Origin of the sequence: Moritella sp. F3 (assembly GCF_015082335.1) — a bacterium.
GTDB lineage: Bacteria > Pseudomonadota > Gammaproteobacteria > Enterobacterales > Moritellaceae > Moritella.
In genome coordinates this window covers 352767-367585 of record NZ_BLRL01000001.1, presented here as the reverse complement: position 1 = coordinate 367585, position 14819 = coordinate 352767, and the positions used below count along the sequence as shown (strand labels likewise).

Below are 14819 nucleotides of genomic sequence, written 5' to 3'. Positions count from 1 at the left end.
AATAATTAATTAGATTGAAGTAGCTGTTTAGTGGCTTACTACCGTGTACAAATAGATAATTTTGGGCTATCTTCCTGAGCTATCTTGATCACTGCCTTTATTTACGATCCCTTTGGAGTATTAGTGTCTTATAAGAATATCTGTGCCTCACTGTTATGTAGCGCATTACTGGTGCCGACGTCGGTGAATGCCGAAGAAACTACAAAAAATAACATTGAGAATACTAGCGAAAGCAGTGTGGAAAATAGTGCGGGAAACAGTACTGAAAGTAGTGATGCTACTGTCAGTTCAAATGCAGAGCAAGTAACAGCTATGCCTCACTTTGATACTGAAGTCGCTGGTGTGCCTTTTATTATATCAACAGAACAATTGGGTACTGCAGTTGGTGTGTCCGGTATTATTAAGCATGCAGGGCAACCGCAAGCATCGATATTTGGTCTAGGTTTATACAGTGAAAACGACAGTTATATTGGTTTTGTCGGACTTAATAATTATGCCTTACCAGGTTTAAAGCAGTGGTTGTTTTCAGCTGAATATTACAGTAGCTACTTGAGTAATGGTATTTATTATGTTCCTGCTGCAAGAACGCCAAACGATCCGCTTGCAACGAATAAGATCATTGCCGAAGGAACTGAATCATCGTTACGAGTTAATGCTAAATATGTATTACCTTGGGGTTTAGGGGCTAATGGCGGTGCTCGTAGTTTAAGGCAGGAGCGTGGTGATATAACGTTTAACCCGCTCGAATCTGGCGTTACCAGTATTAACATAACGCCATTTCAGCAGAAGCGTGATGTGACTAATTATGATCATCTACCTGATGCTGCGCAAGGCTTAGAGTTACAGTTTAATTGGGATAATCGCGACAGTGTTGGTGATACGGAGTCGGGTAGTCAAACTCGATTCACAGTGCGCCGTGACTTTGGTGATGACGAGCGTAATAGCTGGACCACATGGGAAATTGAGCAAAGTGCTTTCGTGCCGCTTGATGAAAATGTGCTGTTTAAAGAGCAAGTCTTAGCGTTTAATTATTATCTTGCTGACACCCCTACTTGGGAAAGTGGTAGTGGGACCGGAGATATGCACCGTCCACCTTCTTTCGCCGGTATTAAGCTTGGCGGATTCAACCGCTTACGTGGTTATTCATCAGGTCAGTTCTACAGTCGAAGTGCTGTCGCATATAGCGCTGAATACCGCGTAAAGCCACATTGGCAACCGCTGCATAACTTACCGTTTTATAGCTTCCCGTGGTGGCAGTGGAGTGCATTTGTTGAAACTGGCCAGGTAGCTGATAGTTTTGATATGGCTGAGTTACATGATGATCTTAAATGGACGGCTGGCTTAGGCTTACGCTTTAACGTTGAAGGCGTTGTCGTGCGTATTGATTATGCGAAAAGTGAAGAAGAAGCACAAATGTGGTTTATGGTTAACCAGCCATTCTAGTGGTGCCGTCTTTATAGACTTGTGATGATATAGAAAAGCCGTAATTATGACCCCGTTTGAGGTAGTGTAATTACGGCTTTTTAGTATCTACGATATACAAGTTATCATCAGCATTTACTATTTAAAGTAATGTTACTTTTTGAACATCGACTTTAAATCTGCGAAAGGGTTGTATGTCGCTGACTCTTGGTTGTTATCGCCAGCTTCAACTTCTGTCGCATACTGATCGTGCTCAGTATATTTTGAATGCTCGTTGTCATGGCAATATAAGCAGAGTAATTCCCAGTTGCTACCGTCATTCGGGTTGTTACTGTGATCATGGTCCATGTGGTGAACCGTTAGCTCTCTTAAGTTAGAATAAACAAATTCGCGTGTACAACGGCCACATATCCATGGGAATAACTTAAGGGCTTTCTCGCGATAGCCTTGTTCCATACGCTTGTAAACTGCGCTGGTACCTAAAGTATCTGATGACATAACTGTGCATCCATAATTATAAAAAGGTTATTGTAAAAGTATATCGAACGCTGATCAACTGCTTATTTAACCTTGTCATTTAAGCCTGTAATAGACTATCAGATTAGCAGAGGATAAGGTAAAATAGGCGTTATTCAAATTACCAGCATCTAGTTACTTATGTCCACTTCAAAAATAGATTCAACTGCACTTAAATACCTAACGGCTTATTCAGATCAAGTTAAAAGCCAAGTAAAACAGATGTTAGAACAAGATACACTCGGTAAGTTCTTATTAACTAAATATCCGCAAACCCACGATATAACCAATGATAAGAAATTGCGTGAGTTTGTGATGGATTTGAAGAACAATTATTTAAAGAAATCATCACCGATCAGTAAGATCATTTATGATCCTAAAATTCATGTGGTGAATAATGCGCTGGGTTTACATACGTTTGTCTCACGTGTGCAGGGTAATAAATTAAAGAGTAAAAACGAGATCCGTATTAGTGATATGTTTAGACGTTGCCCTGAAGCATTTCTGCAAATGATCACAGTACATGAGCTGGCACACGTGAAAGAGAAAAACCACGACAAAGCCTTCTATAAGCTTTGTCAGCACATGTTACCTGATTATCATCAGCTCGAGTTCGAAATGCGTTTGTATTTAACGCAAGTGGAATTTCGCGGTGAGATTTATAACTAAGCAGAACTTTGCCTACTCAGTTATTATTTCATTGTTACTTTACCACCCACCATTTTGTAGGCTGGGGTGCCTCGTACCAAGGTATCTCTGGCAAACACTTGCTCGCACTTAGGGCAAGTGCAGGGCGTTTCGCAATAGTCGGTGACGATACGCTCTTTAAAACACTTCACGAGACTACCTTTCCCACCTTTACGATACTTAAACAGCAGTGCTTTACATTTACTGCAAAATATCTCAACGGTTTGTGTTGGGCCTTTCTTATTTGGTTTTGCCATTTAAGTCATTGTATCAAAGCTGAATTGAAGTTGATTTATAGTTTACACGCTTCTGGCTCAGGATCTCCAGTATATTGGACGCAAATAGAGTTAGTTTCTTGACTGTATAAAATAGAGCCAACATCTTTATAGGCATAATTGCAGCGTACAGTGGCTAAATTACCATTGTAGTCTAATGCCGTGAGCACTTTGTCATTACTATCACTTGTAGATGCTAAAATGCCGTCTACGGCAGAGTCCCAAATCAAAACACAGACACCGTCAAAGTGTGCAACTGGATTATTTATAATATCTGGAGTTGCATGAGATTGAAAAGACAATAAATTACCACCTACAGTCATAACCGCCGGTTCACCTTCAAGTCTATGTTTAGAAGAAATAATAGAAATCCCTCCTTTAAATCCAGCTGAAAGTCCCCTTAATGTCGCTTTTTCAGCATCGTTTTGTAAGTTAATAAATTTAGGAACTGCTGTTGCTGCTAATATGCCTAGTACAATGATAACAATGACTAATTCGATGAGAGTAAAACCGCGATGCTTCATGCTAACACTTTAGGGTTGTATGTGGGTGGCGCGATATTACCTAAATGAGACATAGTGTTAAAGGCTTGTGTTTAATTAATAAGGTGCTAAATGCAAATCAATAAGTATGTTTATATAGATATATCTATTATTATTATACTTTCGTTTTTACAGTTGTGTTGGCAGAATGAGCAACTTGATTTGATTACACTTGTAGTTCAGGATACTAAATTAGATAGACAGTTATATTTATAAGGATTATTTTTTTAATGTCGACACAGCAGCAAGTAAAAAAAGCATCATTTCATCTAAGTCGTTGGATCTTAGGTTTCTCGATATTGATGATGTTAAGTGTCGCCATTGCCTTTAGCTATCGTGAAAACATTATTATTAAAGTGAGCAATCATTTTGCTAACAACTACGGTGTTAAAGTCGAGCAGTTAACCGGCTTAATGATGCAGTTTGATTTACAGCAGCCCTGGTTTATTGAAAGCATCACATTGGCTAACCTAGATTTAAGCATAGATTATTTGCAGTTTCAGCAAGCGACTCAAGTGCAAGCCACTGACGCTGAATCAAGCACTACAACGACAGCACTGCTCATGCCTACGTTGCCTCGTTGGGTCCCCGAACTGCACATTACCAATATTACAGTTCGAGGTGACAATTTACCTGATTTTGCTACGGGAAAATTACATTCTTGGGCAAGCCTAAACTTAAATACCCTTGATGTTAAAAATATTGTCTATCGTTATAACGACGCGCAGCCTGAGTTTGGTTTTTCTGTTTGGCTACAAGAGCAGCAATTACTCACGGCAAAATTTAATTATAATGCTATTAACGAAGACAGTAATGCAAATACTAGCAAAGGGCGTAATAAACAAGTTCGCGGTACATTACTTGCAGACTTAGCGCAAACGAAACCAATAATAAGTCTGCTATTTCCCGGGTTTACCGGCTTACCATCTGGTTCGCTCAAGCTCGACCTGACGTTTAATCCTGAAAAGATAGACCGTGTCGCGGTATCTGTTTGGCTTAATGATGGGGAGCTAAAGAAAGCGCAGCAAGCCTTAATCACCAATGTAAACCTAACCTTAACCACCGAACTAACACTAGCGGATAATACTTGGCTGGCAGATACAGTCGATTTAAACTTGGTTAATATAGATCCTATTACAGTGTCTGCAGATAACTGCGCTTTATTTGGCTCATTGGTTAATATGACAAACACCGTATGCCAACCTTTTCAGCAAACAGAAGCCTCTCTACAAACAAAACCTTTTCTAAAAAGTAAACTAACGCCTGTCACTATCACGCCGAAATTACCGTTAGCTTTACAATTAAGCATATTATCAGACATGCAAGAACGCGACATAAAAAACTGGCAGGTCACTGCGCAACAGCTCGCGACTGCCATATCTATGTCGGGAAATAAATTAGCGCTGCAAGTGAATAAGCTACTACTGACGCCGCAATTTTTGCAAAGTGCCTGGGATATGACTGTTGATGGTAACAGTCGATATATTAATGTAGTTGATGGACTTGCGCCGATGCCGATACAAGTCGCAGTGCAAGGGCATGCAAAAATAAACCTGACAAGTAAGGCATTACCGATTGAGTTACTTGTTAAGCGAGCAAGGATAACAGCGCAACAGTTTAACTATACCGACATATCGAGTGACAATATTTCGGTTGAATTACGGACACCTACAAAGATTAATATCAATAATAATAAGGTGTTACCCTTTACTAGCATTTTCGAAACAAGCTTGCTGGATAACCAATATCAACAAACCTATAAGATAAAGACGCTAACGGCCGTGCATAAAGTCGACTTTAATAGCAAGACGCTTGTGTTGAACTCAGATTGGCAACTCGATGATGCAGTGCTAAAAAGTCAAAATACCTTGAGTTTATTAGGTCTCGAGCCAATTAAAGCGGAAGGTCAATGGCAGCTACCAGTACAAAATATCCCATCGTTAATTACCGATGTATATCCTTTACCGAAAGGATTAGACTTCATTGCGCTCGTCACTAATAAGCTTGACTACAGGTTGAACTTAAATGCAAAAGAGCCTTACTTGACGGCAAATTTTAGCGGTGAATTAACGGCAGACAGTGCACATTTTAAGGATATTACCGCCTCAGAATTGAAAACCAGTTGGCGCTGTAACATGGATAGCAAGGATGCTGATATTGCGGCCTCATTAATGGCTAAGTGCATAATTGATAGTAATGTAGCAGCCGTAAATATGGGGCCAGTGGTTGATAATATAGCGGTATCAGGCTTGGTGTCGCTAGTAGATGGACAGTTGCAAGTGGCGGTTGATAATGCCACTGCTGAGATTTTCTCAGGTCAGGTCTCCGTTTTACCATTGTTAATTACTGATTTTGATTATATTGTTGGTCAGATACGGGTTCGCAACCTATCTTTACCAGAGGCTATTGAATTATATCAAGTTCCAGGCGTGAAAGTGACTGGATTATTAAAGGCGGATTTACCGTTTGTCCTGCAAGGAGCTGCGGTATCGATAACCGATGGCATAATCGAAGGGCAAGGTCAGGGCGGTATTATTCAAATTAAAGATAATGTGACTATCGATCAGCTAAAGCTTACTCAACCGCAATTACGCTATGCGTTAGAATTATTAGAAAATCTGCATTACGAACGCTTACACAGTGATGTGAACTTTAAACCAAGCGGAGATACTAAGTTAGTAATTAATATTAAAGGGCGTAACCCAAGTGTTGAGCGTCCGATTGAATTTAATTATTCTCATGAAGAAAATATATTACAGCTTTTTCGTAGTTTAAGAATTAATGATTCGATGTATGATGCACTGGATAAAATGAATAACCCATAAGGATATAATATGAAAGCACTGTTATTTAGTGCAAGTTTACTTGTACTTATTGCTGGTTGTACGCCAACAGTACAGCTTGCCGTTCCCGATAAACCGATTGTGATCAATTTAAATGTAAAAATTGATCATGAAATCAAAGTAAAAGTTGATAAAGAGCTAGATGATGTATTTAGCGATGACGAGTTATTCTAGCCAAAATGGAGTTTACAATGAAAAGAATTTTTTCAACCTTAATTATTTTATTTGCGATGTCTTTTTCGGTACAAGCAATTGATTTACAATCCGCAAAACAAGCTGGGTTAGTTGGCGAACAAGTTAATGGCTACCTCGGAGCAGTAAAGCCAAGTGGTGAAGTAAACGCGTTAATCAAAGAAGTAAATGAGAAACGTAAAGCTAAATATCAAGAGTTAGCAACTAAGCATAATGTGACCGTGAACGCTATCTCTGCCCGTGCAGCGAAAAAAGCCATGTCGATGACAGAGAAAGGCCAGTTTATTGAATCTGCTCCAGGTCAGTGGAAAAAGAAATAGTTAAAAGATTAACGAAAGTAATTCTCTGAAATAACAATCAGCACTAAATAATAAGCCCCACTATCATGTATTGATAGCGGGGCTTATTTATATGGCCAATTCACTGTTTTTGTTAAGTGCTCTAACCAACCGCTGGGATCACATCCGCCATTTGTAAAAATTGTGACGCGATGATTAAACAACCCATCAAGCTAGCAAGTACTAGCGTTACATTTCCACCGACAACACGGTAGCCGCTTGCTTGTGCTTTACGCTGTTTTGTTACCATAGCAACAGGTAAGAAGATTGCTAATATCACCAATGCAATTGCAGCATAACCTAAAGCTGTAATGAAACCTTGTGGGTAAAACAGGGCAAAAGCTAATGGTGGTAAGAAGGTCACAAGTGCCGTTTTCATTCGGTGTGAGTTGCTATCAGTGCTCATAGTAGAGCTGCTTTCATTGCTGTTAAGGGTGCTATTAGCGCGTTTCATCATGCCTGATAACAAATCAAACAAACCTAAACTCACCCCTAAGAACGACGTTGCTAATGCTAGATCTGCAAATACAGACACAGATTGGCTGACTTGTGGTTGTTGTAATACAGAACTCAGTGATGTAATGAAGCTCGTTAAAGAGTTATTAGCCAGTAAATCTGTCTGACTCAACACACCTTGAGTCGCAGCTTGCCATAAAAGGTAGATAACTAACGGTGCAGATGCGCCACAGATCATCACTTTCTTCAGCGTTTTAATATCAACACCAACATAACGGACGATAGAGGGGATGCTGCCGTGAAAACCAAACGAAGTAAAGATCACCGGTAACGCAGACAATAGTAAACCTTGCTGTACAGGCATTTCTAATAGGTTGATTGCTTCAACGTGTGGAAATAACAGGCTTAGCGTTAAGGCTAAAACAATGATTTTCACACTAAATAATACGCGATTTACCAGATCCACTGAATGTGTTCCGATAGACACGACTGTCGCCACTATGATAGTTAGCAGTATAGCGCCAAACTGAGGCGTTAACTCTAAACTCATGAAATCATTTATCTTGTTAGTCAGCTGTGAGCCACCACCCGCGATGTATGCTGCGCAAAGCGCATAGAATAAGAAGAAAGAAGCAAAGGTCGCTAGATATTGACCTGGTTTACCCAATAAGTTTTTTGCTAGGGAGTTAAGTGTTGCATCTTGTTCAGCGTGCTGATGAATTTCTAACATCAACAAAGCCGTATAGGTCATTAAAGCCCAGTTAACGAAGATCAACAATGCTGCAGGATAAAAACCTAAACCAGCCGATGCAAGAGGTAATGCTAACATACCACCACCAAGCGCGGTGCCAGAAACAATAAGGGTACTGCCTACTATCTTATTCGAAGTCATAAAACGTTCCATTACGGATAATCATTAAATAGTGTAAACTTATATTTACGATAAATACCTTGAGCATAGATAAATAGCTAAGATTGAGCGAGTTTACTTATTTTATAGGGCTTTGTGAAACGTTTTTGGTGTAAAAAGTGTAAATTAAAGTGTAAATAATTATTTACATGCTTTGTTTTAGATTTAATTTAAGATAAACCACTGCCTTAGGCTTGCTAATCTAGCTATGTAGACTACGCACTTTCTCAATTCCGTAGTACCATGGTGCGGTCTTTAAATTGCTCAGATAATAATCCTCTATGTTTAAGTTTTTTGAAAAAATGTCTTCGGCATTCCCGAAACACCAACCCGAACAGCCGCCGACAGATCTCGTGGCTTTTTGCCGTTACTATACGCGTGGTTTTGAGTCGCCTTTATTAGCGATGGCTGTATTAAGCGCGATGATTGCGATATTAGAAGTGTCGCTATTTGGCTTTATGGGTCAGCTTGTCGATTGGTTATCAAACCATGAACCACAAAACTTTCTTAATGAAGAAAGCACCAATTTAATTGGTTTAAGTGCACTGATATTAGTGGGAATGCCATTACTGGTGTTACTACATTCGCTCATTATGCACCAGACACTACTGGGTAATTATCCTATGTCTATTCGCTGGTTAGCGCACCGTTATTTATTACGCCAAAGTGTGTCTTTTTTCCAAAGTGACTTTGCTGGTCGTATTGCGACTAAGGTAATGCAAACAGCCTTATCAGTACGTGAAACAGTGATGAAACTGTTAGATGTACTGGTCTATATCTCGGTGTACTTCATCGCGATGTTAGTCATGATTGGCCAAGCTGACATGCGCCTTATGCTACCAATGCTGGCGTGGTTTGTTGGCTTTATTGCGATTCAATTGTACTTTGTACCTAAGCTAAAGAAAATTTCGACAGAACAAGCGAATGCACGTTCTATGATGACAGGCCGATTAGTTGATAGTTATACCAACATTACGACGGTTAAATTGTTCTCGCATAATTCCCGCGAAATGGTATATGCCGAAGAAGGCATGGACGAATTCTTGGTGACTGTGCATAAACAAATGCGCCTAGTAACGGGTTTTACTTTCTGCGTAGAGCTATTGAATTACTTGCTGTTGTTCGGTGTCGCTGCGATCTCGATCATGTTGTGGTTAGATGCAAGTTTAAGTGTTGGTATTATTGCCGTTGCGATCAGCTTAGCGCTGCGCCTAAACAGTATGTCGAAATGGATCATGTGGGAAATCGGTGGCCTGTTTGAAAACATGGGTACTGTGATTGACGGCATGAATACCTTGGCTAAACCAATTGAGATTGAAGATAAGCCGAATGCGAAACCATTAACAGTTTCTGCAGGTGAAATCGAATTTGATAATATTAGTTTCCACTACGGTGAATCAGCTGGTGTTATTGATAACTTAAATCTAACGATAAAAGCCGGTGAAAAAGTCGGTCTAGTCGGGCGGTCTGGTGCTGGGAAGTCGACATTAGTTAACTTGCTAATGCGTTTTCATGATGTTGAATCGGGTGCCATTAAAATTGATGGCCAAAATATCAGTACTGTGCAGCAAGATAGCCTGCGTGGTCAAATCGGGATGGTGACCCAAGATACATCGTTATTACATCGTACTATTCGCGATAATATTATGTATGGTGACCCAGACGCGAGTGAAGCGCAATTATTGAAAGCGACAAAACAAGCTTGCGCGCATGAATTTATTAGTACGTTGACGGATACCTTTGGTAACAAGGGTTATGATGCACAAGTGGGTGAGCGTGGCGTTAAACTCTCTGGTGGCCAGCGTCAGCGTATCGCTATTTCTCGCGTGTTGCTAAAAGATGCACCAATTCTGGTATTAGATGAAGCGACCTCGGCGTTAGACTCTGAAGTGGAATCAGCAATTCAAGATAGCCTTAATGAATTGATGGACGGTAAGACCGTGATTGCTATTGCGCATCGTTTATCAACCATTGCTGCGATGGATCGCTTGATTATTTTAGATGAAGGGCGCGTGATAGAGCAGGGCTCACATCAAGAACTATTGGCGAAAAAGGGTATTTATGCGCAACTTTGGGCGCACCAAACCGGTGGCTTTATAGGTGAGAACGCCTAGTTATTTATAGTTTATTACAGTAATGCATCGCTATGTATAATAATTTATAGCAATGCCTGTAACAGTTATAAAATCACTTTATAACTGTTAGCCTTAAAATATGTAGCTCACAAAATCATCATAGTGGTGGGCTGCATATATCCTTTTGTTATACCTCTCTTATTGATAAATCCTCTTGTTATATAAAAATACTACTTTATAGTTAATTTATTGCGTTTTTGGCGATTTTATTTATAGCGTATTGATTCATATCAATAGTTATTTATACTGCCTGCGTAGAATATTAATAATAATAGTTATCATTAGGATTGGGTCAGATATGAAGTTAGCATTATTGAACGATGGTGCCGTTGCCAAAATTACCGACATGTCAGCTTTACCCGCTGACACGCGCAAAAAATTAATGGTGATGGGTGTATTACCACAGACTGAAGTAACATTAATGCGTCGTGCACCTATGGGTGATCCTTTGCAAATATCTGTGCGTGGTGTTTCTGTTGCTATTCGTAAGCAACTTGCGCAACAAATTGAAGTTGAGGCCGTGTAATGTTGTATCAAATCCTAACCATTGGTAACCCAAATAGTGGTAAAACGACTTTATTTAATGCCTTAACCGGTGCTAACCAACGCGTTGGTAACTGGGCTGGTGTGACTGTCGATAAAAAAACAGGTCGTTATGGCCATGCGGGTGATGACTTCTTATTAACTGATTTACCCGGTATCTATGCGTTGGACAGCAGCAATGAAGTGAACAGCGTTGATGAAATGATTGCCTCGAAAGCGGCATTAAATCATGATGCTGACCTGATCATTAACGTGGTCGATGCTTCTTGTTTAGAACGCAGTTTATACATGACGCTACAACTCCGTGAGTTAGGCCGCCCCATGGTTGTGGTATTAAACAAGATGGATGTGTTAGCGCGCCAACGCCAAGTATTAGATATTAAAAAATTAGAAAAGGCGCTTGGTTGCCCGGTATTAGCACTGTCTGCTAATGCTAAAAACGAAGTCAGTGAATTTAAACAAAACTTACATTCGTTAGTGCAAAAAGGTGTCAAGACGACTCCGTTAGCGATGAATTACGGAACCGAAATAGAAGCGGCTATCAGCGAATTAGATATTCATTTTTATGAGCATAATGTAGCGCCTCGCGCACTGGCTGTTCGTGCATTAGAAAATGACAGTTTGGTGAATGACTTACTAAACCTAGATATCCTTATTCAGGTATCAGAGGTTAAGCATAAAGTTGCTGAGTCAGTCGAAACTGATTTCCATATTGCCAATGTACGTTATACATTTTTACATCAGCTGTGTAATAAAGTACGTCGTCAGGAAGGTAAGTTAAGCCGTTCATTCAGCGATAAAGTTGACCAGGTAGTCTTGAATAAATACATCGGCATTCCGTTCTTCTTTGCAGTGATGTATTTAATGTTTATGTTCTCGATAAACATTGGTGGCGCATTCATTGATTTCTTTGATATCAGCTTTGGCAGTGTGTTAGTTGATGGTGGTCATTATCTGCTCGATGGGGTATTACCAGTCTGGCTGGTCACGATTATTGCCAATGGTATTGGTGGTGGTATACAAACGGTTGCGACCTTCATTCCGGTGATTGGTTGCTTGTATCTGTTTCTGTCATTACTGGAAAGCTCTGGTTATATGGCGCGAGCGGCTTTTGTACTAGATAAAGTAATGCAAAAAATTGGCTTGCCAGGTAAAGCATTCGTACCTTTAGTATTGGGCTTTGGCTGTAATGTGCCCGCTATTATGGCGACGCGTACGTTAGAGCATGAACGTGAACGTCGATTATCAGCTGCAATGGCACCGTTTATGTCATGTGGTGCTCGTTTACCTGTTTATGCATTATTCTCTGCGGCATTCTTCCCTGAACATGGTCAGAATATTGTTTTTGCTTTATACATTATTGGTATTTTAGTGGCGGTATTCACGGGGCTATTATTACGCTGGAGCCTTTACCCAGGTCGCAGTGATAGCTTTATCATGGAAATGCCTGATTACGAATTACCAACGATGCAGAATATGCTGATTATTACTTGGCAAAAACTAAAACGTTTTGTCTTTGGTGCCGGTAAAACGATTGTCTTAGTGGTGGCATTTTTAAGCTTCTTTAATTCATTGGGTACAGACGGTAGCTTTGGTAACGAAGAGACTGAAAGTTCGGTACTGTCGCAAGTTGCACAAGTGGCAACCCCTTTACTTGCCCCGATTGGTATTCAAGCTGATAACTGGCAAGCGACCGTGGGTATTATCACGGGTATTTTTGCTAAGGAAGCGGTGATTGGTACCTTGAATAGCTTGTATTCAAGTGCGGAAGGTGATGATGCCGAATTTGATTTGTTAGCGAGTTTAAAAGAAGCGGTATTATCTATTCCTGCCAATCTTTCGGAGTTAAGTTATTCAGATCCTCTGGGTGTTGATGTTGGTGATTTGACGGATATGAGCGCTGTTGCCGAGGATCAAGAAGTCGACTTGACTATTTTTGGTAACTTAAAAGACAGCTTCGGATCTGACGCAGCAGCCTTTGCATTCTTATTGTTTATTCTACTATATACGCCTTGTGCTGCGGCGATGGGCGCGTATGTACGTGAATTCGGTCGACCATTTGCTGTATTCATTGCTGGTTGGACGATGTTCTTAGGCTACTTTGTAGCGGCTATGTATTATCAAATTGTTGAGTTTGCAGCACACCCTGCATCAAGCATGGGTTGGATAGGGTTATTCAGTGTGCTTATGGTGATCGTTGTTGCACTATTGAAGAAACAAGGTAATAAAGTAAAGCTACAAGAGGAGAAGGGCCAATATGATTTTAACGCGCCTGAAAGATCATCTTGTTGTTAACGGCAAAACCAGTCGCGCTGAATTGGCTAAAAAATTTGCAATTAGCGAAGATGGTATCGATGCGATGTTAGCGTTGTGGATAGCGAAAGGAAAAATATCAACAACGATTAGTGAACGTCCGCGACTTGGACAATTAAAGAGTGATGTTTGCTATCGTTGGAATGCAGAAAGCGAACTGTCAATTAAGGTTATCAATTAAATGTGTTAACTAGCCAATAACGAATAAAGCCATCGCATCAATAAAAAGGCAAATACCTGACTAATTAAGTGGGGTATTTGCCTTTTGTCAATTACAGCCCTTATTTTTACTCATATACTGTAGCTAATTCTTATTTTAAAGGTCAAACCCATGCAAATTACTGACTTAGCTGAGGAACAAAAAATCCTCCCTGTGTTACGTCTTGGCTTCCGCCCATTCTTCTTAGCTGGCGCTTTGTTTAGTGTCATCGCTTTATTACTCTGGGGCGCAATGTTATCCGGTCATATCAGCTTTCAACCTTATGGTGGCGGACTATGGTGGCATATACATGAAATGCTATTCGGTTTTGGCTGCGCTATTGTTGCTGGTTTTCTGTTAACCGCGATCCAAAACTGGACGGGGATGCGTGGTATTTCTGGGTTACCTTTACTTGGATTATTCATGCTCTGGCTCGCGGGACGTGCCGCGCTGTTGTTACCAATGTGGTTGCCTACGCTATTAAATGACTATGTCATTATCCTGATTGATTTGAGCTTTTTACCAGCTGTCGCTTATATCTTGGCTAAACCATTACTGAAAATTAAACAGTACCGTAATTTGTTTTTTGTACCGATATTAGTGCTATTTACAGTTGCGAACCTTGAAATGCATTTAGCTAAATTAGGTTTAGCAAACATGACAGTTAACCAAGCGGCTTATGCGTCTGTTACCTTGATGGCAGTATTAATGTCGGTAATGGCGGGTCGTGTTGTGCCTATGTTTACGGCGAACGGCACTAAAACGACAAAGGTATTACCATTACCTTGGTTAGAAAAATTAGCAACGGGTAGCCTCGCGATCATTACGGCCTTGCTATTACTCCAGCCGTTATTTACTGTGCCTGCCGCTGTATTTGGTACTCTGTTTCTGCTCTCTGGTGTAAGCCAAGCTATTCGCTGGTGTCGTTGGAAACCGTGGATCACGTTTGGTGTACCACTGTTATGGTCAATACATGGTTCGCTGTTCTTTATCTGGGCAGGATTATTTACCGTCGGTATGAGTTACTTTATTCAAGTCCCTTTTGTGAGTCATTTATGGCATCTAATTACGGTTGGCGGTATGGGGGGATTAATTTTAGCCATGATATCTCGCGTATCATTGGGTCATACTGGCCGTATGCTACAACAGCCTAAAGCGATGTTCGGGGGGTTCTTGAGTATATTTATTGCCGCAACAATTCGAGTAATTGGCCCGATTTTCTGGATGCAGTATTATATTACTTTTATTAACGTGAGCATTACATTCTGGTTAATCGCGTTTGGCTTGTTCGTTTATCATTATGCGCCAATGTTGTTCAAACCAAGAGTGGATGGTCGTCCAGGCTAGTACTGATTAAACGTTTAAATAAACGAATAACAAGTGGCTGTATATGTCACTTGTTATTCACGGTTTTGTCGTCAAAATAGCTACAAGGTCAGGCTAGTAGG

Annotated in this window: 14 protein-coding genes; 10 read left to right on the top strand and 4 right to left on the bottom strand. The window is 40.4% G+C overall.

What is annotated here, in order from left to right; genetic code table 11:
• The first annotated feature begins 123 nt into the window (after nt 1–123).
• Nucleotides 124–1443 carry a BamA/TamA family outer membrane protein gene (locus JFU56_RS01630; RefSeq protein ID WP_198435538.1) on the top strand — a complete coding sequence of 440 codons (1320 nt, stop codon included), beginning with the start codon at nt 124–126 and terminating at the stop codon, nt 1441–1443.
• Nucleotides 1444–1575: 132 nt separating this feature from the next.
• On the opposite strand, the gene JFU56_RS01625 is transcribed toward JFU56_RS01630, so the two are convergent.
• Nucleotides 1576–1920, bottom strand: coding sequence for a YajD family HNH nuclease (locus JFU56_RS01625; RefSeq protein ID WP_019441058.1), 345 nt, complete (start codon nt 1918–1920; stop codon nt 1576–1578).
• 159 nt (nt 1921–2079) lie between these two features.
• Between JFU56_RS01625 and JFU56_RS01620 the strand changes: the two genes are divergently transcribed.
• Nucleotides 2080–2607, top strand: a complete 528-nt coding sequence (locus tag JFU56_RS01620; RefSeq protein ID WP_198435537.1) for a M48 family metallopeptidase — start codon at nt 2080–2082, stop codon at nt 2605–2607.
• Between the two features lie 23 nt (nt 2608–2630).
• Here the strand turns inward: JFU56_RS01620 and JFU56_RS01615 are convergent, their stop codons facing one another.
• Both JFU56_RS01615 and JFU56_RS23175 read right to left on the bottom strand, forming a co-directional pair.
• On the bottom strand, nt 2631–2882 hold the full coding sequence (locus tag JFU56_RS01615; protein ID WP_019441056.1) for a hypothetical protein: 252 nt from the start codon (nt 2880–2882) through the stop codon (nt 2631–2633).
• A gap of 35 nt (nt 2883–2917) precedes the next feature.
• Nucleotides 2918–3424 (bottom strand): type II secretion system protein, encoded by a 507-nt coding sequence (locus JFU56_RS23175; protein WP_198435536.1) that lies wholly within the window; start codon nt 3422–3424, stop codon nt 2918–2920.
• Between the two features lie 248 nt (nt 3425–3672).
• Between JFU56_RS23175 and JFU56_RS01605 the strand changes: the two genes are divergently transcribed.
• From JFU56_RS01605 to JFU56_RS01595, 3 genes are read left to right on the top strand one after another with little or no spacing between them, the layout of a single operon-like run.
• Nucleotides 3673–6267 (top strand): YdbH domain-containing protein, encoded by a 2595-nt coding sequence (locus JFU56_RS01605; RefSeq protein ID WP_198435535.1) that lies wholly within the window; start codon nt 3673–3675, stop codon nt 6265–6267.
• 9 nt (nt 6268–6276) lie between these two features.
• Nucleotides 6277–6459 (top strand): YnbE family lipoprotein, encoded by a 183-nt coding sequence (locus JFU56_RS01600; protein ID WP_017219822.1) that lies wholly within the window; start codon nt 6277–6279, stop codon nt 6457–6459.
• Nucleotides 6460–6476: 17 nt separating this feature from the next.
• The gene (locus JFU56_RS01595; RefSeq protein ID WP_198435534.1) at nt 6477–6797 is read left to right on the top strand and encodes a YdbL family protein; all 321 of its coding nucleotides are present in this window, start codon (nt 6477–6479) and stop codon (nt 6795–6797) included.
• A 121-nt stretch (nt 6798–6918) separates the two neighbouring features.
• Here the strand turns inward: JFU56_RS01595 and JFU56_RS01590 are convergent, their stop codons facing one another.
• Nucleotides 6919–8163 carry an aromatic amino acid transport family protein gene (locus JFU56_RS01590; RefSeq protein ID WP_198435533.1) on the bottom strand — a complete coding sequence of 415 codons (1245 nt, stop codon included), beginning with the start codon at nt 8161–8163 and terminating at the stop codon, nt 6919–6921.
• A gap of 299 nt (nt 8164–8462) precedes the next feature.
• On the opposite strand from JFU56_RS01590, the gene JFU56_RS01585 reads away from it, so the two are divergent.
• The 5 genes from JFU56_RS01585 (at nt 8463) to JFU56_RS01565 (ending at nt 14718) form a co-directional block, all read left to right on the top strand.
• Nucleotides 8463–10295 carry an ABC transporter ATP-binding protein gene (locus tag JFU56_RS01585; protein ID WP_198435532.1) on the top strand — a complete coding sequence of 611 codons (1833 nt, stop codon included), beginning with the start codon at nt 8463–8465 and terminating at the stop codon, nt 10293–10295.
• A gap of 319 nt (nt 10296–10614) precedes the next feature.
• Nucleotides 10615–10842, top strand: coding sequence for a FeoA family protein (locus tag JFU56_RS01580; RefSeq protein ID WP_198435531.1), 228 nt, complete (start codon nt 10615–10617; stop codon nt 10840–10842).
• The gene (feoB, locus tag JFU56_RS01575; RefSeq protein ID WP_198435530.1) at nt 10842–13154 is read left to right on the top strand and encodes a Fe(2+) transporter permease subunit FeoB; all 2313 of its coding nucleotides are present in this window, start codon (nt 10842–10844) and stop codon (nt 13152–13154) included. Before JFU56_RS01580 ends, feoB begins: the two co-directional genes overlap by 1 nt.
• Entirely contained in the window at nt 13117–13353 is a 237-nt protein-coding gene (locus tag JFU56_RS01570) for a FeoC-like transcriptional regulator (protein WP_198435529.1), read from the top strand. The genes feoB and JFU56_RS01570 overlap by 38 nt, the downstream gene beginning before the upstream one ends.
• Before the next feature lie 150 nt (nt 13354–13503).
• Nucleotides 13504–14718, top strand: coding sequence for an NnrS family protein (locus JFU56_RS01565; protein ID WP_198435528.1), 1215 nt, complete (start codon nt 13504–13506; stop codon nt 14716–14718).
• Nucleotides 14719–14819: the final 101 nt, after the last annotated feature.